The organism is Aureimonas phyllosphaerae (genome assembly GCF_047943035.1).
Lineage (GTDB): Bacteria > Pseudomonadota > Alphaproteobacteria > Rhizobiales > Rhizobiaceae > Aureimonas > Aureimonas phyllosphaerae.
Window position 1 is genome coordinate 2,646,774 of sequence record NZ_CP181348.1, and the last position, 21,312, is coordinate 2,668,085.

At 67.2% G+C, this 21,312-nt stretch carries 21 protein-coding genes and 1 pseudogene; 10 read left to right on the plus strand and 12 right to left on the minus strand.

Translation table 11 applies throughout. The features are described 5' to 3' along the window. Nucleotides 1-5: 5 nt before the first annotated feature. The 6 genes from ACLNGM_RS12500 to metC all read right to left on the minus strand — a co-directional run bounded on the left by ACLNGM_RS12500 (nt 6) and on the right by metC (nt 4,789). The gene (locus ACLNGM_RS12500) at nt 6-671 is read right to left on the minus strand and encodes a DedA family protein (RefSeq protein WP_090966013.1); all 666 of its coding nucleotides are present in this window, start codon (nt 669-671) and stop codon (nt 6-8) included. A 139-nt stretch (nt 672-810) separates the two neighbouring features. Further along, nucleotides 811-1,464: a DUF2076 domain-containing protein gene (locus ACLNGM_RS12505; RefSeq protein ID WP_416355165.1), complete on the minus strand. Its 654-nt coding sequence runs from the start codon at nt 1,462-1,464 to the stop codon at nt 811-813. 48 nt (nt 1,465-1,512) lie between these two features. Beyond that, nucleotides 1,513-2,235: a Bax inhibitor-1/YccA family protein gene (locus ACLNGM_RS12510; protein ID WP_055886702.1), complete on the minus strand. Its 723-nt coding sequence runs from the start codon at nt 2,233-2,235 to the stop codon at nt 1,513-1,515. Between the two features lie 28 nt (nt 2,236-2,263). Beyond that, nucleotides 2,264-3,037 (minus strand): anti-sigma factor family protein, encoded by a 774-nt coding sequence (locus ACLNGM_RS12515; protein WP_416355166.1) that lies wholly within the window; start codon nt 3,035-3,037, stop codon nt 2,264-2,266. Then, complete coding sequence (locus ACLNGM_RS12520; RefSeq protein ID WP_416355167.1) at nt 3,024-3,566, minus strand: sigma-70 family RNA polymerase sigma factor; 543 nt, start codon at nt 3,564-3,566, stop codon at nt 3,024-3,026. The genes ACLNGM_RS12515 and ACLNGM_RS12520 overlap by 14 nt, the downstream gene beginning before the upstream one ends. A gap of 89 nt (nt 3,567-3,655) precedes the next feature. Beyond that, the gene (gene metC, locus ACLNGM_RS12525; protein WP_416355168.1) at nt 3,656-4,789 is read right to left on the minus strand and encodes a cystathionine beta-lyase; all 1,134 of its coding nucleotides are present in this window, start codon (nt 4,787-4,789) and stop codon (nt 3,656-3,658) included. Nucleotides 4,790-5,052: 263 nt separating this feature from the next. Here metC and ACLNGM_RS12530 point away from each other — a divergent pair, with 263 nt between their 5' ends. The 5 genes and pseudogenes from ACLNGM_RS12530 to ACLNGM_RS12550 all read left to right on the plus strand — a co-directional run bounded on the left by ACLNGM_RS12530 (nt 5,053) and on the right by ACLNGM_RS12550 (nt 10,982). After that, a complete protein-coding gene (locus ACLNGM_RS12530; protein WP_416355169.1) occupies nt 5,053-6,072 on the plus strand; it encodes an amino acid ABC transporter substrate-binding protein in 1,020 nt (339 codons plus the stop codon). A 77-nt stretch (nt 6,073-6,149) separates the two neighbouring features. Beyond that, nucleotides 6,150-7,340, plus strand: a complete 1,191-nt coding sequence (locus ACLNGM_RS12535; RefSeq protein ID WP_416355170.1) for an amino acid ABC transporter permease — start codon at nt 6,150-6,152, stop codon at nt 7,338-7,340. 10 nt (nt 7,341-7,350) lie between these two features. Beyond that, a complete protein-coding gene (locus ACLNGM_RS12540; RefSeq protein WP_416355171.1) occupies nt 7,351-8,850 on the plus strand; it encodes an amino acid ABC transporter permease in 1,500 nt (499 codons plus the stop codon). 135 nt (nt 8,851-8,985) lie between these two features. Continuing rightward, nucleotides 8,986-9,690, plus strand: a pseudogene (locus ACLNGM_RS12545) (amino acid ABC transporter ATP-binding protein); the annotation flags it as partial. Between the two features lie 131 nt (nt 9,691-9,821). Further along, nucleotides 9,822-10,982, plus strand: coding sequence for an AI-2E family transporter (locus tag ACLNGM_RS12550; protein WP_416355172.1), 1,161 nt, complete (start codon nt 9,822-9,824; stop codon nt 10,980-10,982). Between the two features lie 60 nt (nt 10,983-11,042). Here the strand turns inward: ACLNGM_RS12550 and ACLNGM_RS12555 are convergent, their stop codons facing one another. From ACLNGM_RS12555 to ACLNGM_RS12565, 3 genes are all read right to left on the minus strand, one after another. After that, a complete protein-coding gene (locus ACLNGM_RS12555; RefSeq protein WP_416355173.1) occupies nt 11,043-13,343 on the minus strand; it encodes an OmpA family protein in 2,301 nt (766 codons plus the stop codon). A gap of 133 nt (nt 13,344-13,476) precedes the next feature. Beyond that, on the minus strand, nt 13,477-14,616 hold the full coding sequence (locus ACLNGM_RS12560) for an FAD-dependent monooxygenase (protein WP_416355174.1): 1,140 nt from the start codon (nt 14,614-14,616) through the stop codon (nt 13,477-13,479). A gap of 12 nt (nt 14,617-14,628) precedes the next feature. Further along, complete coding sequence (locus ACLNGM_RS12565) at nt 14,629-14,874, minus strand: zinc-finger domain-containing protein (protein ID WP_090965989.1); 246 nt, start codon at nt 14,872-14,874, stop codon at nt 14,629-14,631. A gap of 135 nt (nt 14,875-15,009) precedes the next feature. Here ACLNGM_RS12565 and ACLNGM_RS12570 point away from each other — a divergent pair, with 135 nt between their 5' ends. The 3 genes from ACLNGM_RS12570 (at nt 15,010) to ACLNGM_RS12580 (ending at nt 17,039) form a co-directional block, all read left to right on the plus strand. Further along, entirely contained in the window at nt 15,010-15,783 is a 774-nt protein-coding gene (locus tag ACLNGM_RS12570) for an alpha/beta fold hydrolase (RefSeq protein ID WP_416355175.1), read from the plus strand. Between the two features lie 165 nt (nt 15,784-15,948). Further along, a complete protein-coding gene (gene cysE, locus ACLNGM_RS12575; protein WP_416355176.1) occupies nt 15,949-16,758 on the plus strand; it encodes a serine O-acetyltransferase in 810 nt (269 codons plus the stop codon). A gap of 71 nt (nt 16,759-16,829) precedes the next feature. Further along, nucleotides 16,830-17,039: a DUF3126 family protein gene (locus tag ACLNGM_RS12580; protein WP_055886669.1), complete on the plus strand. Its 210-nt coding sequence runs from the start codon at nt 16,830-16,832 to the stop codon at nt 17,037-17,039. Between the two features lie 93 nt (nt 17,040-17,132). Here the strand turns inward: ACLNGM_RS12580 and ACLNGM_RS12585 are convergent, their stop codons facing one another. Next, nucleotides 17,133-17,693, minus strand: a complete 561-nt coding sequence (locus tag ACLNGM_RS12585; RefSeq protein ID WP_090966033.1) for a transglutaminase-like cysteine peptidase — start codon at nt 17,691-17,693, stop codon at nt 17,133-17,135. A 472-nt stretch (nt 17,694-18,165) separates the two neighbouring features. Next, on the minus strand, nt 18,166-18,771 hold the full coding sequence (locus tag ACLNGM_RS12590; RefSeq protein WP_416355177.1) for a PilZ domain-containing protein: 606 nt from the start codon (nt 18,769-18,771) through the stop codon (nt 18,166-18,168). Nucleotides 18,772-18,981: 210 nt separating this feature from the next. Between ACLNGM_RS12590 and ACLNGM_RS12595 the strand changes: the two genes are divergently transcribed. Further along, nucleotides 18,982-19,734, plus strand: coding sequence for a rhomboid family intramembrane serine protease (locus tag ACLNGM_RS12595; protein ID WP_416355178.1), 753 nt, complete (start codon nt 18,982-18,984; stop codon nt 19,732-19,734). A gap of 68 nt (nt 19,735-19,802) precedes the next feature. Then, nucleotides 19,803-20,240 (plus strand): CBS domain-containing protein, encoded by a 438-nt coding sequence (locus tag ACLNGM_RS12600; protein ID WP_416355179.1) that lies wholly within the window; start codon nt 19,803-19,805, stop codon nt 20,238-20,240. Between the two features lie 10 nt (nt 20,241-20,250). Here the strand turns inward: ACLNGM_RS12600 and ACLNGM_RS12605 are convergent, their stop codons facing one another. Next, a complete protein-coding gene (locus tag ACLNGM_RS12605) occupies nt 20,251-21,234 on the minus strand; it encodes a patatin-like phospholipase family protein (RefSeq protein WP_090966027.1) in 984 nt (327 codons plus the stop codon). Between the last annotated feature and the right edge of the window lie 78 nt (nt 21,235-21,312).

Consider the following 21,312-nt stretch of genomic DNA (forward strand, 5'->3'; position numbering starts at 1 on the left):
CCGTGTCAGGTCGGATTGCGGAGGGTGCGGCGCCGGGCACTGCGTTCGGCGCGCCGGTCGCGCCCGAGGTAGCGCCCGCCGATCACCGTGGCGACTGCGGTCACGCCGAGGACGGCGGCGAGGATCAGGAGGCCGTCGGTGGCGGACATGTGGGTCACGCCCTGCGCGCCCTTCATGCCGAGCCAGCCGGGCGCGAACATCGCGGGGGCCCAGACCACGGCCGACAGGACGTTGGCGATCTGGAAGCGCTTCTGGTCCATGGCCATCATGCCGGCGACGAGCGGCACGGTGGAGCGGATCGGCCCGAGGAAGCGCCCGAGGAACACTGCCCAGAACCCGTAGCGACGGAAGAACAGGCGCGTCTTGGCCACGGCATGCCGGTAGCGTCGCAGCGGAGGCCGGTGCACCACGCCCGGCCCCAGCCAGCGGCCAAGAAAATAGGAGATGATGTCGCCGACGATGGCGCCGATGGCCGCCGCGATCAAGGTCGCTACCGGATCGATGACGCCGGTTCCCATCAGCCCGCCGATCAGCAGCATCACGGCGGTCGCGGGGATCACGAGGCCGACCAGCACGAGCGACTCGCCGAGACAGATGACGGCAACGATCAGGGCCGCCCAGCCTGGGTTCGCCTGGATCAGTCCGCCGAGTTCGGAGAGAAAAGCCTCCATCGCATGCCTGCCATTCGCGAGTGCCGGGTGGGTGCTGCCGGACCATGCGGGCGCGGCGTGTACGGAAGATGACGAGGCGCGACCCTACGACGGATCGCGCCTCGAATTCGTAAATGTTTTACAGGAACCGGCTGGCGGCTCAGATTTCTTCGTCGAAACCGCCGCCGTCGTCAAAGTAGCCGCCCTCGTCGGCCGTCTGTTCGACCTGCGGCTCGTCCACGGGGGTCGCCTCGGCAGCCTGAGCCTCGTTGCCGTCGAACATGCCGGCAATGGCGTTGCCCAGCAGCACGCCGCCGGCCACACCCATCGCGGTCTGCGCTGCGCCGGCAAGGAAGCCGCCACCGCCGCGGCCGCCCATCATGCCCGGCTGCATGCCCGGTTGGCCCATCATGCCCGGCTGGCCCTGCGGCGCGCCGTAGCGGCTCTGGCCGCCCCAGGGGCCGGCGGCCGCGCCCGGCGCACCCATCGGGGCGGCTGCCGGCTGGCGGGACTGGTCGCCGCCGCCGAACATGCGCGACAGAAAGCCGCCGCCACTGCTGCCGGTGCTCTGCGGGCTGGCGTAGCGCGTGTCCGCCGCCTGCGAGCGCATCGCCTCGAGTTCGCGCTGCTGGTTCTCCAGTGCCATCTGCTGCATCACGATGGTCTGGGCCATGTAGTAGGGCGAACCCGGATTGCGCTCGACCTGATCGTTGATGAAGCGCTCGGCCTCGGGATCGCGCTGCGGCATGTCGCGCTCGAGCGTGCCGAGCTTCTGGAAGAGGCCTTCGATGGCCTGACGGTCGTTGGTGTCCATAAATTGACCTCGTGTCTGAAGGGGAGGGAAGTCGGCGGCTGTGCCGGACTACTCGCGCTCGCCCGTGAAGTTCAGAAGGAGCTGAAAGATGTTGATGAAGTTCAGGAACAGCGACAGCGCACCGAACACGGCCATCTTCTGGAGCGACTCCGAACCGTGGTTCTCGGCATATTGTTCCTTGATCGTCTGCGTGTCCCAGGCGGTCAGACCGACGAACACGATGATGCCGATCACCGAGATGGCGAACTGAAGCGCCGACGAGCCGACGAAGATGTTGACGATGCTCGCGATCACGACGCCGATGAGGCCCATGATGAGGAGCGAGCCGAACTGGGTCAGGTCACGCTTCGTCGTGTAGCCGTAGAGGCTCGTCGCGCCGAACATGGCGGCGGCGATGAAGAAGGTGTTGGCGATGCTGGCGCCAGTGAAGACCAGGAAGATCGACGACAGCGACAGGCCCATCGTGGCGCAGAAGGCCCAGAACAGCGCCTGCGCCGTGGCCGCCGAGATGGCGTGGATTCGGAACGAGAAGAAGAGGACGAAGGCGAGCGGCGCCAGCATCACCACCCATTTGAGCGGCGACTGGAAGATCGGCACATACAGAGCCGGCGTGTTGCCGACCACGAAGGCCACGAGGCCCGTGACGACGAGGCCGAGGCCCATGTAGTTGAAGACGCGCAGCATGTGCTGGCGCAGGCCTTCGTCGAAGAGAGCCTGGGATTGGTAGGCGCCGGTGTCGCGGACGCCGAACCCCCGGAAGGGCGTGTTCATCGGATCGTACTCCTGAGGATGGAAGGGGTCAGTAGAGGGTGCGCGACAGCTCGCCGGCCCACTGGCCGAGGCGATCACGGTCGACACCCGACGAGACGAGCGCGTAGGCGACCTCGCCGATCTGCCAATAGGCCGTGTCGGCTTCGCCGGCCGGAGCCAGCGAGGCGTCCACGACATCGAAGCCGCCCGGCCGCACGGCGTAGAGCGAGACCGTCGCCTGTCCAAGCGTCTTCAGCGCCACCTCGACGCTCGGGCCGTGGGTGGACGGAAACACCTGCACGTCGCTCACCGCCCAGTCGGCCGGCAGCTTCGGCAGGCGGATCGCTGTGGCAGAGAGGATCTCCGCCGGATCGTAACGCCGGGTCTCCGGCTGCGAGGCCATGCCGGCACGCAACTGGCTGGTCCGATGCGCGCGGATCGCGTCCTCGACATAGGCCGGCGGCTGCACCGACGCGACGCTTTCGCGGACGCCGAGCGCGCCGAACTGCGAATGCGCCGTCCAGCCGATCGCCACGAAGAGGCCGAGCGCCGCGATCCGGCCGACTCGAGGCGCCAGTCGTCGCCGGAGCCGGCTCGCCTGCAGCAGACGAGCCGCATGCGAGACGCGAAGTCCCGCGCCGCCCTCCGGCAGGGGAAGGGCGAGGCGAAGTTCGCTGTTGAGGCGCAGATCCGCCATGACCCGCGCCGCGTCGGCCGGGTGTTCCGACAGGAACGCCTCGACCGCGGCCCGGCGCTCGGGCAGCAGCTGGCCGTCGACATAGGCGGCGAGGTCGGTGTCGCGGATCGGATCAGACGGATGCATCGGAGCTTCCTCCCTTCGCCCGGAACCGCACGACATTGTCTCCCTCGTCCGCGTCCAGCGCTCTCAGCTGCGCCCGCGCTCGCGAGACGCGCGACACCAGCGTGCCGACCGGGATGTCGAGCGCCGTCGCGGCGTCCTCGTAGGACAGGCCTTCGATCGCAACCAGGTGGAGCGCGGCGCGCTGTTCCTCCGGCAGGGCCAGAAAGGACCGGCGCACATCCTGTAGCCGGAGCGCGTCGTGCTGCGAGGCCGGCTGGGCGACGTCCACCGACGCATCGCTCGGCATCTCGACGCCGGCTCGCACCGCGCGAGCCCGGCGACGGTCGATGAAGGTGTTGTGGAGGATCGAGAAGAGCCAGGAGCGGGCGTTGCGTCCCGGCCGGAACTGGCGCTCGCGCTCGATCGCTTTGACCAGCGCATCGTGCACGAGGTCTTCCGCTTCGCCCCGGTCGCGCGTGAGCGAAAAGGCGTAGCGTTTCAGGGGCCCCAGCTGGGCGAATAGATCGTCGGTCGTCCGCGTGTCGCGCATACCCGGATATACGGATGGCGCGACCGATCCATCCGGCGGCGGCGCTCACTTCGCCATCACGAAAGAGCGAGCCGCCGAACGGGGAATGCTTATCGACTCATCGCGCGGACGGCGGCAAAACCCGCTTCGAGATCGGCCTGCAGATCGGCCACGTCCTCCAGTCCGATCTGCAGCCGGATCATCGGTCCTTCGGTCGGAGCCGTCGCATGGATCCGGTCGGTGAGGTCGACTTCCAGCGCGAGGCTCTCGAACCCGCCCCAGGAATAGCCGAGGCCGAAGAGCGAGAGCGCATCGAGAAACGCCGCCGCCTCCTCGCGTCCGCCGCCTCGGAGGACGAAGCTGAAGAGGCCCGTCGAGCCGTCGAACTGGCGTTGCCAGAGATCGTGGCCGGGGAATGAGGGGAGGGCGGGATGGAGGACGCGGGCGACATCCTCGTGGCCGTCCAGCCAGCGCGCCAGCGCCAGTGTCGACTGTTCGTGCGCCCGGATGCGCAGGTCCATCGTCTTCAGGCCGCGGAACACGAGATAGGCGTCCTCGGCCGAAACATTGATGCCGAGCTGCATCTGGGCGTCCCGCAATCGGCCGAAGGTCTCGCGCGTCGCCGAGACGCTGCCCATCAGAAGATCGGAATGGCCGCCGGGGTACTTTGTAAGCGCATGGATCGACAGGTCGACGCCATGCTCTAGCGGACGGAAGAGGAGCGGTGTCGCCCAGGTGTTGTCGAGCATGCTGACGGCGCCGCCCGCGCGCGCGATTCCGGCGGCTTCAGCGACGTCCATCATCTCGAACGTGTTCGAGCCAGGCGCTTCGAGGAAAACGACCTTCGTGTTCGGCCGCATGAGGTGCGAAAGGCCCGCACCGATGCCGGGCGGGAAATACTCGGTCTCGACGCCCATGCGCTTCAGCATCGTGTCGCAGAAGAGGCGTGTCGGGCCGTAGACGCTGTCGACGACAAGGCAGTGATCGCCGGCCCCAAGGAAGGCGAGGAGCGGAAGCGAGACGGCTGCGAGGCCCGATGGGACGAGAATCGTGCCGTGCGAGCCCTCCAACTCGTCGATCGCCGCTTCGAGCGCGTCCAGCGTCGGCGTCCCGCGCAAGCCGTAGGTATATTTTTGCGCCCGGCGCCGCATGGTCGAGGTGTCCGGGAAGAGAACGGTCGAACCGCGGACGATCGGCGGATTGACGAATCCCTGCGTCGTCTCGGGATCGTGCCCGACACGCATGCGGCGGGTGGCGGGCCGCAGCCTTGATGAATTTTTGGGGTCTTGAGACGTCAAAAGCCGATCATCCTGTGGAATATGTGCCCACTTCACGAGCATTTGCCACGTGGGCCTTGGAAAAAAACGCCAGTCGCTTGACCTGCCCATTCCGATGGCATGTGATCCGCGCCGAGCCTCCTCACGTGGGTTCCGGCATCGGACGTTTCGAGAGAAGCGCCGGGTCCCCTCATTCATATCAGCAACCGGGCGAACTTGAAGGTAATCGGATGAAACTGAAGCTACTGACCGCCGCTCTCTGCCTGTCCGCGTTCGGCGCCGTGACGACCCACGCCTCCGCCGCAACGCTCGACGACACCAAGGCGCGCGGCACGGTGCGCTGCGGCGTCAACACCGGCCTGCCGGGCTTCGGCTTCCAGAACGACCAGGGCCAGTGGGCCGGCCTCGACGTCGACTACTGCAAGGCGATCGCCGCAGCGATCTTCAACGACCCGTCCAAGGTCGTCTACTCGCCGCTTTCGGCCGTCCAGCGCTTCCCGGCGCTGCAGAACAGCGAGGTCGACGTCCTCGCCCGCAACACGACCTGGACCATGAGCCGCGATACCTCGCTCGGCCTCAAGTTCGCTGGCGTGAACTACTACGACGGCCAGGGCTTCATGGTCCGCAAGGAACTCAACGTGAACTCCGCGCTGCAGCTGTCCGGCGCGACCGTCTGCGTGCAGAGCGGCACCACCACCGAGCTGAACCTCGCCGACTACTTCGCCGCCAACAACATGCAGTACAACCCGGTCGTCATCGAGGCGCAGTCGGACGTCAACAGCGCCTATGACAGCGGCCGCTGTGACGTTCTCACCACCGACCAGTCCGGTCTCTACGCCTCGCGCCTCGAGCTCGGCACGCCGGACGACCACGTCGTCCTGCCCGAGATCATCTCGAAGGAGCCGCTCGGCCCTGCCGTCCGCCAGGGCGACGACCAGTGGTTCAACGTCGTGAAGTGGACCCACTTCGCGCTGCTCAACGCTGAGGAGCTCGGCGTGACCCAGGCGAACGTTGAGGAGATGAAGAACTCGGCCAACCCCGAGATCCGTCGCCTGCTCGGCGTCGAAGGCACGTTCGGCGCCGATGCCGGCCTGTCGAACGACTTTGTCGTGAACATCGTCAAGGCGGTGGGCAATTACGGCGAACTCTTCGAGCGCAACGTCGGCACGGGTTCGCCGCTCGGCATCGCGCGCGGCCAGAACGCGCTCTGGACGAAGGGCGGCCTTCAGTACGCTCCGCCGATCCGCTGATTCCAGCCGACCGCTAGCCTTGAGACCCGCCGCCGCTTCGGCGGCGGGTCCGTCTCCCGATCCGAAGAAGGACCTTCATGACGGTAAGCTCGGGCATGGCGCCACAGGAACACACGCGTGATTCCGTCTTCACCAATCCCAAGGTGCGCAGTATCGTCATCCAGGTGACGCTCTTGGCCGCCATTGCGGCCTTCACCTGGTGGATCGTCGGCAACACCGCGGAGAACCTGCAGCGCGCCAACATCGCCTCGGGCTTCGGCTTCCTCGACACGCGCGCGGGCTTCGACATCTCGCAGGTGCCGATCGCCTACACCAACAACGCGCCCTACGGCCGCGCGATCGTGGTGGGCATCGTCAACACGCTGATCGTTGCCGGCACGGGGATCGTCGCGGCCACGATCATCGGCTTTCTCGTGGGCATCGGCCGTCTGTCGCACAACTTCCTCGTGCGCGGGCTCTGCACCGTCTACGTCGAGACGTTCCGCAACATCCCGACGCTCCTCGTCATCCTCTTCTGGTATTTCGGCGTGCTCTCGGTGTTGCCGCTCCCGCGCAACGCGATCGAGCTGCCGTTCGATTCCTTCATCTCGAACCGCGGCCTGCAGACGCCAAAGGCGATCTTCGAGCCCGCCGCCGCCGCCACCTTCTGGGCGTTCGTGGTCGGCATCGTCGCCACGATCGTGCTCTCCCGCGTCTTTGCCGCGCGCCAGCGTGCCACGGGACACCGTCCAGGACTGATGCTGCCGGCTCTCGGCCTGATCATCGTCCTGCCGCTCGTCGTTTTCGCGGCGACCGGCTTCCCGGCGAAGCTCGACATCCCGAAGCTCGGCACGTTCAACCTCTCCGGCGGCTTCCAGATCCGGCCCGAGTTCCTGGCGATCTTTCTGGCCCTTTCGGTCTACACGGCGGCCTTCATCGCCGAGATCGTGCGCGCTGGCATCCTGTCGGTCTCCAAGGGGCAGAACGAGGCCGCTGCCGCGCTCGGGTTGCGGCGCGGCCAGGCGCTGCGCCTCGTGATCGTGCCGCAGGCCTTCCGCGTCATCATCCCGCCTCTGACCTCCCAGTATCTGAACCTCATCAAGAACTCCTCGCTCGGCCTGGCGATCGGCTATCCCGATCTCGTTGCCGTCGGGTCGACGGTGCTCAACCAGTCAGGTCAGTCGATCGAGGTGGTCGTGATCTGGATGGCCGTCTACCTCGGTATCAGTGTCACGGTCTCGATCCTGATGAACTGGTTCAACCGCCGCATGAAACTTGTCGAGCGCTGAGGGCCGGACGATGGAAGAACAAGTCGCCCGTTTCGTCGCCCGCGGCCAGATCGAGCCGCTCCCGCCGCCGGCCAGCGAGACCGGAGCCTTCGGCACGGTCCGCAAGCATCTCTTCGCGACCCCGTTCGACGCCGTCCTGACGATCGTCTGCGGTCTCCTCGTCGCCTATGTCATCAACGGGCTCGTCCAGTGGGGGATCGTCAACGCGGTCTTCACGGGATCGGACCGCACGGCCTGCCTGTCGACGGAAACGCGCGAGGTCGGCGCCTGCTGGGCCTTTGTTGGGGCGAAGTTCGACCAGTTTCTCTACGGCACCTATCCGCTCGACGAGCGGTGGAGGGTGCAACTCGTGTTCTTCGCGCTGGTGGCCCTGATCGTGCCGATCGCGATCCCGAAGGTGCCGTTCAAGCGTCTGAACGCGGCGCTCCTGTTCCTCCTGTTCCCGCTTGCGGCGCTCGTTCTTCTGACAGGCGGACGCTTCGCGATGTCGGGTTCGGCGATCGGCATCGTCTTCGCGCTGGCAGCGGCGGCGACGATCTTCCTGGCCACCGGACGAAGCACCACGGTCATGCGCACCGGCGCCATGAAGGTGGCCTTGTGGCTCGCCGTTCTCGCCTTCGTGGTCTCGTTCGCTTCGTTCTACATCAACAGCGGCCGGATCCTGTTCCTGTCCTTTCGCTTCGAGATGCTGAGCCTCGTCGGCTTCGCCGCGGCCGTCGCCTCGATCGTCCTGGCGATCGTCGCGACCACCCGTACCGCCGAGACCGGGTCGAGCCTCCTCGGCCTCTATCTGCCGACGGTCGCGGCGCTCGCCTTCGTGCTCATCCTGACATCGAACTTCGGTCTGGAGTTCGTGCCGACCAACCTCTGGGGCGGCCTCCTGATCACGCTGACGGTGGCGCTCACGGGCATCACCGCATCCCTGCCGCTCGGTATCCTCCTCGCGCTGGGACGCATGTCGAAGATGCCGGCGGTGCGTCTCCTGTGCGTGATCTTCATCGAGTTCTGGCGCGGCGTTCCGCTGATCACCGTCCTCTTCATGGCGAACTTCATGCTGCCGCTGCTCCTGCCGGCGGGCGTCAGCTTCAACCAGCTTCTGCGGGTCCTCGTCGGCGTCTCGCTGTTTGCCGCGGCCTACATGGCCGAGGTGATCCGCGGCGGTCTCCAGGCGATCCCCAAGGGGCAATACGAGGGCGCCGACGCGATGGCGCTGACCTACTGGCAGAAGATGCGGATGATCATCCTGCCGCAGGCGCTGACGCTGGTGATCCCGGGTATCGTCAACACGTTCATCGGGCTCTTCAAGGACACGAGCCTCGTCTACATCATCGGTCTTGCCGATCTTCTCGGCACGATCCGGCGCGGGTTCGGCGATCCGATCTGGATCACGCCGTCGACGCCGGCGACGGGCCTCGTGTTCGGCGCTTTCGCCTTCTGGCTGTTCTGTTTCTCGATGTCGCGCTACTCGATCTTCATCGAGCGGCGGCTGGCGCGAGGTCGAAAGCATTGACCCGGTCGCACCTGTCCCAAGCCGGCGTATCGACCGGCACAACCACATTCCAGCGCGCAGGATCCTGACATGAGCAATCCGTCCGCCAATCCGGCTCCGCAGTCGTCCGGCCCCGCGATCGAACTGGCCGGCGTCAACAAGTGGTACGGCGAGTTCCACGTGCTGCGCGATATCAACCTGCGCGTCCGGCGCGGCGAGAAGATCGTCGTCTGCGGCCCCTCGGGCTCCGGCAAGTCGACGATGATCCGCTGCATCAACCGGCTGGAGGAGCACCAGAAGGGCCGCATCGTCGTCGACGGCGTCGAACTCACGAACGACCTCAAGAAGATCGATCTGGTGCGCCAGGAGGTCGGCATGGTGTTCCAGCACTTCAACCTCTTCCCGCACCTCACCATTCTGGAGAACTGCACGCTGGCCCCGATCTGGGTGCGCAAGATGCCGAAGAAGAAGGCGGAGGAGGTGGCCATGCACTTCCTCACCCGCGTGCGCATTCCGGAGCAGGCGAACAAATATCCAGGCCAGCTCTCGGGCGGCCAGCAGCAGCGCGTCGCGATCGCGCGCGCGCTCTGCATGCGCCCGAAGGTCATGCTCTTCGACGAGCCAACCTCGGCGCTCGACCCCGAGATGGTGAAGGAGGTGCTGGATACGATGGTGTCGCTCGCCAACGACGGCATGACGATGATCTGCGTCACCCACGAGATGGGCTTCGCCCGCCAAGTGGCCGACCGCGTGATCTTCATGGATGCCGGTCAGATCGTCGAGGAGAACGAGCCGAACGCGTTCTTCTCGAACCCGCAACACGAGCGCACGAAGCTCTTCCTCAGCCAGATCCTGCACTGATCCTCCGGTTCGTCCGGCAGGCGTTTCGAGGGCCGGTCCCGCTGTCGCGGGGCCGGCCCTGACGTTTGGAGCGCGGCGGAACGTCGCGGTACGTCCGGCGTTACAACTCGAAGGCATGCCGGAAGACAGCGATGAGCGAGACGAGCGGAGAGACCCGGGAGCCGGCGATCGTGACCCCCGCCATCGGCCTCGTGAACCGGCAGACCTTCCAGGCCGGACCCCGCTGGGCGATCGTCGGCATCTTCCTAATCATGCTGTTCGGGGCGCTGTACCTCTCATCGAGCTTCGTGCTCCCGGTGGTCTTCGCCCTTCTCTTCATGCTCGTACTGGCACCGGTCGTCCGCTTCGGCCAGCGCAGGCTCCATATCTGGCCGCCGCTGACGGCAGCGGCTCTGGTGTTCGGAACCTTCCTGCTGCTGATCGGCGCCTTCTCGTTCCTGACGGGACCGCTGACCGACCTTGCCGGCAACATTCCCCGATACGTCTCCGTCGTGAACGAGGAGATCGATACCGTCCGCGAACGTCTCGGCGCGCTGCGCGGCGCTCGAATGGAGGCGTCGGAGGCCGTGGGCGCACAGGACGGAACGCAGCAGCCGCAAAGCGTGATCATCGACGGGCCGCAGCTTCTCAACAGCGCGGCGCTGATGGTCCCGCAGATCGGGGCGAGCATAGCCTTCGCGCTGATCTTCCTGTTCTTCCTCCTGTCGTCCGGCAGCCTGTTCTACCAGAAGCTCATCGAATCCCTGCCAAGGCTCTCCGACAAGAAGCTCGCGCTGACGATCGCCCACGAGATCGAGACCGAGCTGTCGCGCTACCTCTTCACGATCACCGTGATCAACGCCGGGCTCGGCTGCGTGATCGGGTGCCTCATGTGGGTGATCGGTCTGCCGATGGCGCCGGTCTTCGGCGTTCTGGCCTTCGCTCTCAACTTCATTCCCTATCTCGGCGCGATCGGCGGGATGATGCTGGTCGGGCTGGTCGGCCTTGCGGAGCACCGCGACGCGGCGGGCGCCCTCCTGCCGGTGCTTCTGTATTTTGCGGCGACGACGGTCGAAGGGCAGTTCCTGACGCCGATTCTGGTCGGGCGCCGGCTGGCGATGAATGCCGCCGCCATCTTTCTCGCGGTGGCGTTCTGGGGGTGGATCTGGGGCGTCGTCGGCATGTTTCTCGCCGTGCCGATCATGGTGGGCGTGCGCATCGTCGCCGGATACATCGACAGCCTTCAGCCGCTGGCAAATTTCCTGTCGGCGGAGCGCCAGCCGGTCGCGGAGGTCGAGGACAAGACGACCTGAATTGCAGTCAACGAAAAAGGCCGGGGCTTTGCAGCCCCGGCCCTTGCGATCGATGTTCCGTCAGTTGGCTTGCGACGTTTCCACCGGCTTCACCAGCGGGGTGATCCGGCGCAGCGTCACGCGGCGGTTCTCGCGATTGGCCTCCTGCGTATCGACCTTGAGGTCTTCCTCGCCGTAGCCCTGCGTCACGATGTTCTCCGCCGGGATCTCGAAGTACTCGGTCAACGCCTTCGCGACCGCTTCCGCACGCCGATCCGACAACGCAAGGTTGGCGACGTTGCTGCCGACCGCGTCCGTGTGGCCTTCGAGCAGGAAGACTTCGGCGGGGTTCTGATCCACCACGCGCTTGACCGCATCGGCCAACGCCTGAAGGTTGTCGACCTCGCTCTGCTCGATCTCGGCCGATCCGAACGCGAAGTTGATCGTGTTCAGATCGATCCGGCGCACCTTGTCACGGATACGCTCGCTGCGGCGAACCTCGTTGATCGAATAGATCCGCTCGACGGTTTCCACCGGCGGAGCGACGAGCGTGTCGTAGTAGAGTTCCTCGTTGGGTTGCGCGACATCAACGATGTAGCGGTCCTCGGGGATTTCGAGGCGCAGCGGCGGAAGGTCCGCCCCGGCGTCGTAGGAGTAGTCCGGCCGGTTGTCGTCTTCCGCGTACGGATCGTAGAAGAGAACCGTCTCGCGACCGTCGGCCGCGATGCGCGAGCGCTGGATCACGTCGCCGTATTCGTTCTCGATCGTGACGACCTGAACGCCGTTCGGGCGCGTGATGATCTGGCGCGTCAGTCCCCGCGGCAGCCGCTCGTAGTACACGTCGCGCGAGTCGACCACGAGGCGATCGGTGTCGTCCGAGCGGATGAAGTAGGCCGCGGCCGCACCGGCCGCAGCCCCCGCGATCCCCGCACCGACGAGCGACAGGACGTCACGGTCGCCGACGCGTTCCACCACCCGGACATCGTTCGGCAGGACGACCTGCGGAGGCGCTTCGAGGCGCTGCCCCTGCTCGGCCGTGATCGGACGCACCTGGACCGGTGCCGCCAACTGCTGAACGCGCGCGTCGTTGGTGGCGACACCGCCCGCCGGCACCGGGGCCGTCTGGACGTCGGCAGCGACGGGACGCGGGTTCTCGACCGGCGGCGGCGCGACCGCCTGCTGGCCGGGTGCCGGGGTGCCGGGAGCCGGCAGCGCGCCGTTCGGAAGCGGCGGCGTTGGAGACGTGCCGGGGGCAGCCGGGGCCGGCTGGCCCGGCACGGTGCCCGGCACCGGAAGAGCCCCGTTCGGAACGGGCGGCGTTGGCGGGGTCCCGGGTGCGACCGGTGCGCCAGGCGCACCACGCAGGGCGGGATCGGTCGGGGCGGTCTGCGTGGCCAGAGGCTCGGCCGGGTTGGCGCCGGCCGCCGGCGGCTGGGCGCCCGGGGCCGGCGGCGTTGCAGGCTGAGCACCCGGCGCTGCGGTCGGCGGAGCGGCGGGCGTCTCTCCCGTCCCGGCCGGGCGGTTGCCCGGCGCGGCAGCGGCCGGCGGGCGGGCGGCGGGCTCGGCACCGTTGCGGGTTCCGGCTGCGCCGTTCGACAGGTCGTTCTGCGTTCCCGCGTCCGTCGGAAGCTCGGCCGGGTTGCCCTGAGGCGCGTTGCGTGCGGGCCCGCTATCGGGCGCGGCATCCGCAGGGCGGGCGGGACGCTCGCCGGCCGGAGCCTCCGGTTCGCCGGGCGCGCGGGGACGATTCGGATCACGCGGTTGACCGCGGCGCGGCTGCCCCTCGGGCTCGGGCGGACGCTCGGCGTCGGCTGGTGCGCGCGGGCGCTCGGGCTCGGCCTGCCCCTCGGGCGCCGGGGCGCGGTCGCGGCGTGGCGCCGGACGCTCGGCCGGAGCCTCGGGCTCGCGGGCCTGTCCCGGTTCGGCCGCGTTGCCGCGCGCGGGCGCGGCGTCCGGCTCCGGCGCACGCTCGCGACCTCGACGCTGAGCCGGCTCTTCGGCGGGCGCATCAGGCTCGGCCTGTCGCGCACGCTGCGGTGCTTCTTCCGGGGCGGCCTCGCGCTGACGGCGAGGCGCCGGGCGCTCGGTGGGGGCGTCGGCTTCCGCCTCGGGCGCGGCCTCGCGCTGGCGGCGCGGAGCGGGACGCTCGGCCGGAGCTTCGGCTTCCGGAGCAGCCTCTTGCTGACGGCTTGGGGCCGGGCGTTCCGCCGGTGCCTCGGGCTCGGCGACGCGGCCGCGCGGTGCCTCCGGTGCCCCTTCCTCGATTGCAGGCGGACGCCCTTCCGCTCCCTGGGCAAGGGCGGCGAGCGGACCCGTCATGGCGGTGGAGGCGGCGAGAGCCGTCACCGTCAGCAAGCGTCCGGTGTTCTTCAGTCTGATCATCGATCGGCCTTCTGGTTACGTCCCTTGCAACTGCCGGTTGGTCCGTCGACGGCGTGCGCACGTCGGGGGAAGCCGTTGCCTGGCAAACTAGGCCGGTCGATGCATTAGGGAATGCAGACCGCGAGGCGGCTGATCAGTTCGTGGAATCATCCCCGCCGGCGCTCGCCCGCCAGTCGTAGAGCCAAGCCAGATCGCGGCGCAGGGAGGTTGCAGACCGGACCGCGAGGGCAAGATCGCGCGCGAACGAGAGCGGGCGAGGCAGGTGATAGACGCGCTTGTGGAACGCGACCCGCTCGAGAACGCGCCGAACACGCGGCGCGCGTAGCGCCTCGAACCGGCGGAGGCCATCCGCCAGGTAGCCGCCGCCGCCGGAAACGCAGGCCGCCAGGACGAAGGCATCCTCGATCGCCATCGCCGCGCCCTGGGCGGCATAAGGCAACATCGCGTGGGCGGCATCGCCGATCAGCGCGACCGGCCACCCGGTTTCCGCCCGCCAGCGCGGTTCCACCGTCAGAAGCGGCCAGGAGCCGACCGGCTCTGCCGCCGAGAGCATGGCAGCCAGCGACGGATCCCAAGCGGCGACCGGTCCGAGACTCGGATCACCGTCCGGGACGATCACGACGATATTCTGCGTACCGGCGGCGTCGATGCGGTAGCGCACCACATGGCGGCGATGACCGAGCCACGCCTCAATGGCGGCCGGCCCGGCCCGTACGCCCGAACCTGCGATAAAGCGCAACGCGGTCGCGCCGGACACCAAGGGGGCTGGAAAACCGAGGAGCCGTGCTGCGGCCGAATGCACGCCGTCGGCGGCGACGAGAAGGTCGCTTCGGTCCTGCGTCGTGCCTTGCCGGCTTTCGAAGGCGGTGCGGACACCCCCGTCGTCAGCGTCGAGATCGACGAGGGTGTCGCCGAGGGAAAGCTCGATCCCCGAGATGCCCGACACGGTCTCCAGAAGCGCGCGCTGGAGATCCGCACGGTGGAGAACGCGGTAGCCGCGGCCGTCCGAACTCGACACAGGAACCGTGGCGATCCGCCGCCCGCTTGGACCATCGCGAAGCACGACGCTGTCGGCCGCGATCCCGACCTGATCGATCGGCACGCCGAGGCGGTGGAGCACGTCGAGCGCGTTGGGCGAGAGCTGGATGCCGGCGCCGACCGGCTCCAGCCGGGCAGCCCGTTCCCGGACACGGACGCGCCAGCCCTTTTGCGCCAGCGCGATCGCTGCGGTCAGCCCCCCGATGCCCGCGCCGGCGACGATGGCGTCCGGCATGCGCGCTGGGCTCTAGGCGGCGCGGTGGTGGTAGAAGCAGCCGGGCGGCACGCTCTCGTCGCGCTTCAGCGACGTGTTGAGCTTGTAGAGGGTCGAGCAGTAGGGGCAGACCTTCTCGCCCTCGTCGCCCATGTCGAGATAGACATGCGGGTGATCGTAGGGCGGGGTCGCGCCGACGCACATGAATTCGGCGACGCCGATCTCGATCACCCCATGGCCCCCGTCGTTCTGGAAGTGGGGGGTTCCGTAGTCGGCCATGCTGCCGCCTCCATTCGCTCGTCTCGAAGCGGGCGGAACTTATCCATCCCTCAACGAAAAGAACAGGTGGTTCTCGCGGCCTGCTTCGCGCTATCGGAAGCGCCTTGGTTCGGCGAGAGCGGAGTGACGTGTCCGATGCCCGAGTTTCATAACGACGGTCTGCGTCTGGAATACATCGACGAGGGCGATCGCACGGCGCCCGCCATCGTCCTCGTTCACGGCTTCGCCTCGAACATGCGCGTCAACTGGATCGATCCGGGTTGGGTGGACACGCTGACGAAGGCCGGCTGGCGCGTCGTCGCCTTCGACCATCGCGGGCACGGCCAGAGCGAAAAGCCGCACGATCCGGCGGGCTACACGCCGGAAGCCATGGTGGGCGATCTCGTCGCGCTCGTCGATCGCCTCGCGATCCGGCGCGCCGCCCTCTTCGGCTATTCCATGGGCGCGCGGGTCTCGGCCTTTGCAGGGCGCATGCATCGGGATCGGTTCCCGCTTCTCGTCTTCGGCGGGCTCGGCATCGGGCTGGTCGAGGGTGTCGGCGACTGGGACCCGATCGCCGACGCGCTGATGGCGCCCTCGCTCGAGGGCGTCACGCACGAGCGCGGCCGAATGTTCCGCGCCTTCGCCGATCGGACCGGCAGCGATCGTCATGCGCTCGCTGCCTGCATCGCGACGTCCCGCCGGGAACTGACGGAGGCCGAGGTGGGGGCGCTCCATCAGCCGACGCTGATCGGCGTCGGAACGCGCGACGACATAGCCGGATCGCCCGAGCGCCTCGGCGCCCTGATGCCGAACGCCGAGGTCTTCGCCATCGCCAACCGCGATCACATGTTGGCGGTCGGCGACCGGACGTTCAAGGCGGCGGTCGTCGATTTCCTCGATCGAAACCGAGGGGAGCTCGACGCCTGAGGGCGGTCGGCATTTTCAAAATCGGTGCGTTCGGCTAGAGCCAGCGAAACGGAATGCCGCGCCGACCCGTTCACCCATGGACTGGTGCATCGTGGCAGCGCGCTTATCTTGTCTGCGACATGCGGAACGCGAGCGAGCGAAAGCAGGATGACGATGACCGTCTTGATGAAGTCTGCCGTCGACCGCGTTCAGGCGATCGATCCGATCTGGAACCGGGCGCGGGACGAAGCCATGGCCGCGGCCGAGCGTGAGCCAGCGCTCAGCGGTTTCCTCTACGCCTCGATCCTCAATCATCGCTCGCTGGAATCGGCGATCGCCTTCCGGATCGGACAGCGGCTCGACCATGCCGACCTTCCCGCCTGCCACATCGAGCAGGCCTTCGAGGAGATGGCCGCCGCCCGTCCCGAATGGGGCGGTGTCCTACGCATCGACCTTCAGGCCGTCTTCGATCGCGACCCCGCCTGCGAGCGGATGATCGAGCCCTTGCTCTACTTCAAGGGCTTCCACGCGATCCAGACGCACCGTCTCGCGCATTGGCTGTGGAACGAGGGCCGCAAGGATTTCGCGCTGTATCTCCAGTCCCGCTCGTCGTCGGTGTTCCAGACCGACATCCACCCGGCCTCGCGCATGGGGCGCGGCATCTTCCTCGATCATGCCACGGGCCTCGTCGTCGGCTTCACGGCGGTGATCGGTGACAACGTCTCGATCCTGCAGGACGTGACGCTCGGCGGCACGGGCAAGGAGTTCGGCGATCGGCATCCGAAGATCGGCAACGGCGTCCTGATCGGGGCGGGCGCGAAGATCCTCGGCAACATCAGGGTCGGCGACTGCTCGAAGATCGCGTCCGGTTCGGTGGTCCTGGCGGAGGTGCCGCCGAACTCCACCGTTGCCGGCGTGCCAGCGCGGATCGTCGGAACGTCCGGCTGCGCCGAGCCCGCGCGCGCCATGGATCAGAATTTCACCCGCGCCGACTGAGGCTGCATCCTCTTGGCCGTTTCGGCCATTGCACGCCCGTCGCGCAGAATGCGCCCAAGGAGACCGACCTCGTGAAGCCCGACGAAATCCGCAAGCTCGAAGCCTATCTGAACCGGACGTTCAAGACATCCGGCATTCAGGTCAAGGCGATGCCGCGCAAGAAGGACACTGCCGAGATCTATGTCGGCGAGGACTTCATCGGCACGGTGGGCAAGGACACCGACGAGGGTGAGACCTCCTACCACGTCACGATCACGGTTCTCGATATCGATCTCGATTGAAACGACGTTCCGCCCGCTCGCGAGGCCGAACTGCAGACAGCAAAAAGGCCGGCTTCGAGCCGGCCTTTTTCGTGGGACGAGCGGCGGGAAGGGTCAGCGCACCGAGCCGACCAGCATGTCCCGGCCGTCCTCGATCGCCACCCACTTGGCGGAGTTCTGCTCGGACTGGCGCTTCAGGAACTTGTAGGGCGTCAGCGTCCAGTCGAGCGCGCGCTTGTCGAGATTGTCCAGAACGATGTCGCCGCGGTTCGTGCGGATGGTCAGGACCGCGTGGCCCTCGCCGTTCGGCTGGCGAACCACCGTGATCAGCAGGGCCGAGCGCGGAAAACCTTCGCGCTCCAGCATGTACTGCTTGAGCAGAACGAAGTCCTCACAGTCACCCTCGATCGACGGATACGACCAGAGCTCGGCGACGCCGTGCATCTCCATGTCGGTCCGCGGGATGATGCCCTCGTTGACCGTGTTGTTCACCTCGATGATCGACTGCCACGAACGGTCGGTGATCTGGATGATGCCGGTCTCGGCGTTGGGTCCGCAGGTCTCCGGGTAGGACTTGCAGAACTCGAAATGTCCGATCGGCTGGGAGGTCGGCCCGCGCAGCGTCATCGCGGCGTCGGCCTTGCCCGTGAACAGGAGGCCGGCGACCAGAAGCATGACGAGCGAGAAGAGGCGGTTCGAGATCTGCACTTTCGGTCTCCAGCGGTGACGCACGCACAGTCGCAGACCGGATTTACTTGAAGTCCAAACGCCCGATATGAATTTTCGTAAACTGATCCTCGATTTGTTCAGATCTTTTGCTTGCCGGGATCTGAAGAATGACGCTTAAGAAGCGGTTCGCACGCAGAATGCTTCGGTAAGCATGACGCCCCCGCCTCCATGAAGATGAAGGCGTGGCCGATGCGGGGACCGGGGATCGGGGGAGGGCGGAGCGAAGCGTTAATGCGCCGACGCATTTCCGGTTAACGGGGCCGGGTCGGTCGCAGTCGGGAACGCAGAACACGCTTGCCACACTCCTTAAGAAAGGATGAGCAAGACCTTAACGGGCCCTGGCGCGAGGCGCCGGGGGGAGCCGAAAATGCTCCCCGTTATCCACAGCTTCGTCGCGGGAAGGGTTCGGACGCGTCGTTCAGCCGAGATGGTCGAGCAGGGATTCGCGCGTCTGAAGCGAGGAGAACTCAACGGCGACACCGTCTTCGAGCTGGCGGACGACGCGTCCGGTCATGGTGCCGAGCGTGATGCGCGAGCCGATCGCCGGACGGACGGCGCAGACGATCGCCGCGCCGGACAGCGACAGGTCGTTGATGCGGACTTCGTAACCGCGGCCGTCGTCCAGCACCATCCGGATGATCGGATTGCGCGGCTGAAGGCGCTCGTGGCGGCGGTCTTCGGGCAGCGACAGTTCGGAGCGGTTGGCGAGCCACATCAGCTGCGCCGCCAGCTTCTCGCGCTTGCGCTCCGTGGCGTTCAGGACGAGCGCGAAGCCGCCCTTGAAGCAGCGTGCGACGTTGCCTTCCAGGCGTCCGATCTGATCGGCATAGAGGATGACCCGCTCGCCCTTGGCCGGCTCCACCGGCGTCACGATCGCCACGTCCCCCGGCGACATGTTGTCGATCCGGCAGGGATATTCGCGCTGATCCTCCAGCATGAAGCGGCCGAGAAGATCGATCGACACCCGCTTGAAGTGACGGCGGTCTTCCGAGACGGCGAGGGTCTTCGGCAAGGTGTTCAACATGGTCTCGGCCCGCTTCACTGGTTTCCAAGTGATAAGCCATGAGGCTTAACAAGGGCTTGTCGCGGTGCCGTCGAGATAAGCGATCGGGAACCATCGCGGAGTGCCGTAGGGGCAGCGGCGCGTGTCGCCGATCGTCTCGTGCGGCGTCAGGCGCATTGCCCTCCCGCCGCCGGGCGATACAACGAGACAGCCATCTGGAGTCCTCACGTCTTGTCGCTCGATCCCCGCCCGTCGCCGTCCGATCCCTTCGACATCCCGCAGCCGCCGCCTCGGCAGCCTGCCTTCAACGTTCCGAGCATCGTGCTCGGCCTTCTGGGATTCCTGGCCTTCATCCACTGGGTTCGCGTCGACGTCCTCGACGACGTGCAGGGCGGTTGGGCGCTCCTGAACCTGTCGTTCCTGGCGGGCTGCTACGGGTCGAGCGACGAAATCTGTCTCCTGCGCGAGCCGTTCGCCGCCTGGACCTCGCCGATCACTCACGCCTTCCTGCACGGCGACTGGGTGCACTACGGGACCAACGCGGTGTGGATGCTCGCGTTCGGGACGCCGGTGGCGCGGCGGCTCGGCGCCGGACGGTTCCTCGTCTTCAGTGCCTTCGGGGCGGTCGCGGGCGCTGCCTTCTTCTACGTGATGAACCCGGACCTCATCCAGCCGATGATCGGTGCCTCGGGCGTCGTGTCCGCCCTGATGGGCGGTGCGGCGCGTTTCGCGCTCGGCGCCATGGGGCGCGGCGACGTCGCCTATGCGCCGCTGCTCTCGATCCCGCGGAGCCTGTCGGATCGCACCGTCCTCTTCTTCATCATCGTCTTCTTCGTCACCAACATCGCGCTCGGATCCGGCGCCGGGCTGCTCCTGGGGGAGGGCACGGCCGTTGCCTGGGAGGCGCATGTCGGCGGCTTCCTGTTCGGCTTCCTCTGCTTCTCCGCCTTCGATCCGCGCCGGCAGCATCCGGTAGGGCTCTGACGGACCAGTTGCGGAGGCGGCGGCTTCGTCGCACGATGCGGGCGGACAACGATGGGAGGAGGCCGTCAATGACCGTACGTCGCATTCTCGAGACCAAGGGGCGGGAGGTCGTGACGATCGACCCGGCCACGACGCTCGCCGAGGCCGTCAGGACGCTGGCCGAACGCCGTATCGGCGTTCTCGTGGTGACCGGCGCCAGCGGCGACCTCCAGGGCATTCTGTCGGAGCGGGACGTCGTGCGTCTCGTCTCCGGAGGCGGCATGGACGCGCTGTCGGGCACCGTCGGCGAGGTGATGACCCGCGAGGTGACGACCGCTGGCGAGGACACGACCGTGGACGAGGCGATGGAGATCATGACCCGCCGTCGCTTCCGGCACCTGCCGGTTTGCGAGGGGGGGCGTCTCGTCGGCATCGTGTCGATCGGCGACGTTGTGAAGCGCCGGATCGAGGCGGCCGAACAGGAGGCCGAGGAGATGCGAAGCTATATCCACGCCGCGGCCGGCTGATCCGACTCTATCAGAGCGCCGGCATGCACTCCTGCAGCCGGCGGATCTCGTTCATGGAGCGCATCGTCTCTTCGTAGCCGAAGGCGATGCACTCCTTGGCTCGGAAAAACTCCGACAGGCCGATGTCGCGAACGCGCGGGTGCACCGACAGATCCGGCGGATCGCCGGCCAGGCGCGAGCGGGAAATGCGGTCCTGGATGATGTTGAACGCATCGACGACGGATCGCGCGAAACCGATCCGATCCCGCCTGTTGTCCGCATTCGGACGCTGGCGCAACAGTGGGTCGACTGGGTTCTCGGCGATGGACCCGTCGGGGTCGCTGCTTTCGGCGCGCATGCGAAGGACCGCCGCGCGTCCGAAGAGGTCGTAATGCAGGTTCACCGCGATCACGAGCGGCTGCTCGTAGGCGCGGCAGACCGAGACCGGAACCGGATTGACTAGGGCCCCGTCCGACAGGCGGCGTCCGCCGCATTCGACCGGCTGGAAGATGCCGGGAACGGCGTAGGACGCGCGCATGGCGAGGACCAGTGAGCCCTGGTCCATCCAGACCTCATGCCCGTTGCGGCCCTCGGTCGCCACGGCGACGAACGGGCGGTCGAGATCCTCGATGCGGATGTCCTTCAACGTGTTGACGAGCCGCGCGTTGAGCCGCATGCCGCCGAGCAGCCCGTCGCCGCCGAACCGGAAATCGAGAAGCCCCATCAGGCCCCTCCGCGTCAGCGAGCGTGCGAAGGCTTCGAGTTCGTCGAGCCGTCCCGCAAGATAGCAGCCGCCGACGAGAGCCCCGATCGAGGTGCCGGCGATCATCGAGACCGGAATGTCGGCTTCGTCGAGCGCGCGCAGGACACCGATATGTGCCCATCCGCGTGCGGCCCCGCCGCCGAGCGCCAGCGCCACCCCGCGACGTTTCTGTGCCCGGTTGGTGGTTCCGGTGCTGCCCGACCGCTCGATGGGGGCGGTTCGTTCGGCCTGTCTGAAAATGCGATCCAGCATCATGTCGCGTGCCTTGAGGCCGGTCCCTTCCAATAAGGATGGGCCACGATGCTTTCCGCACCATGCACGATCAGCGTA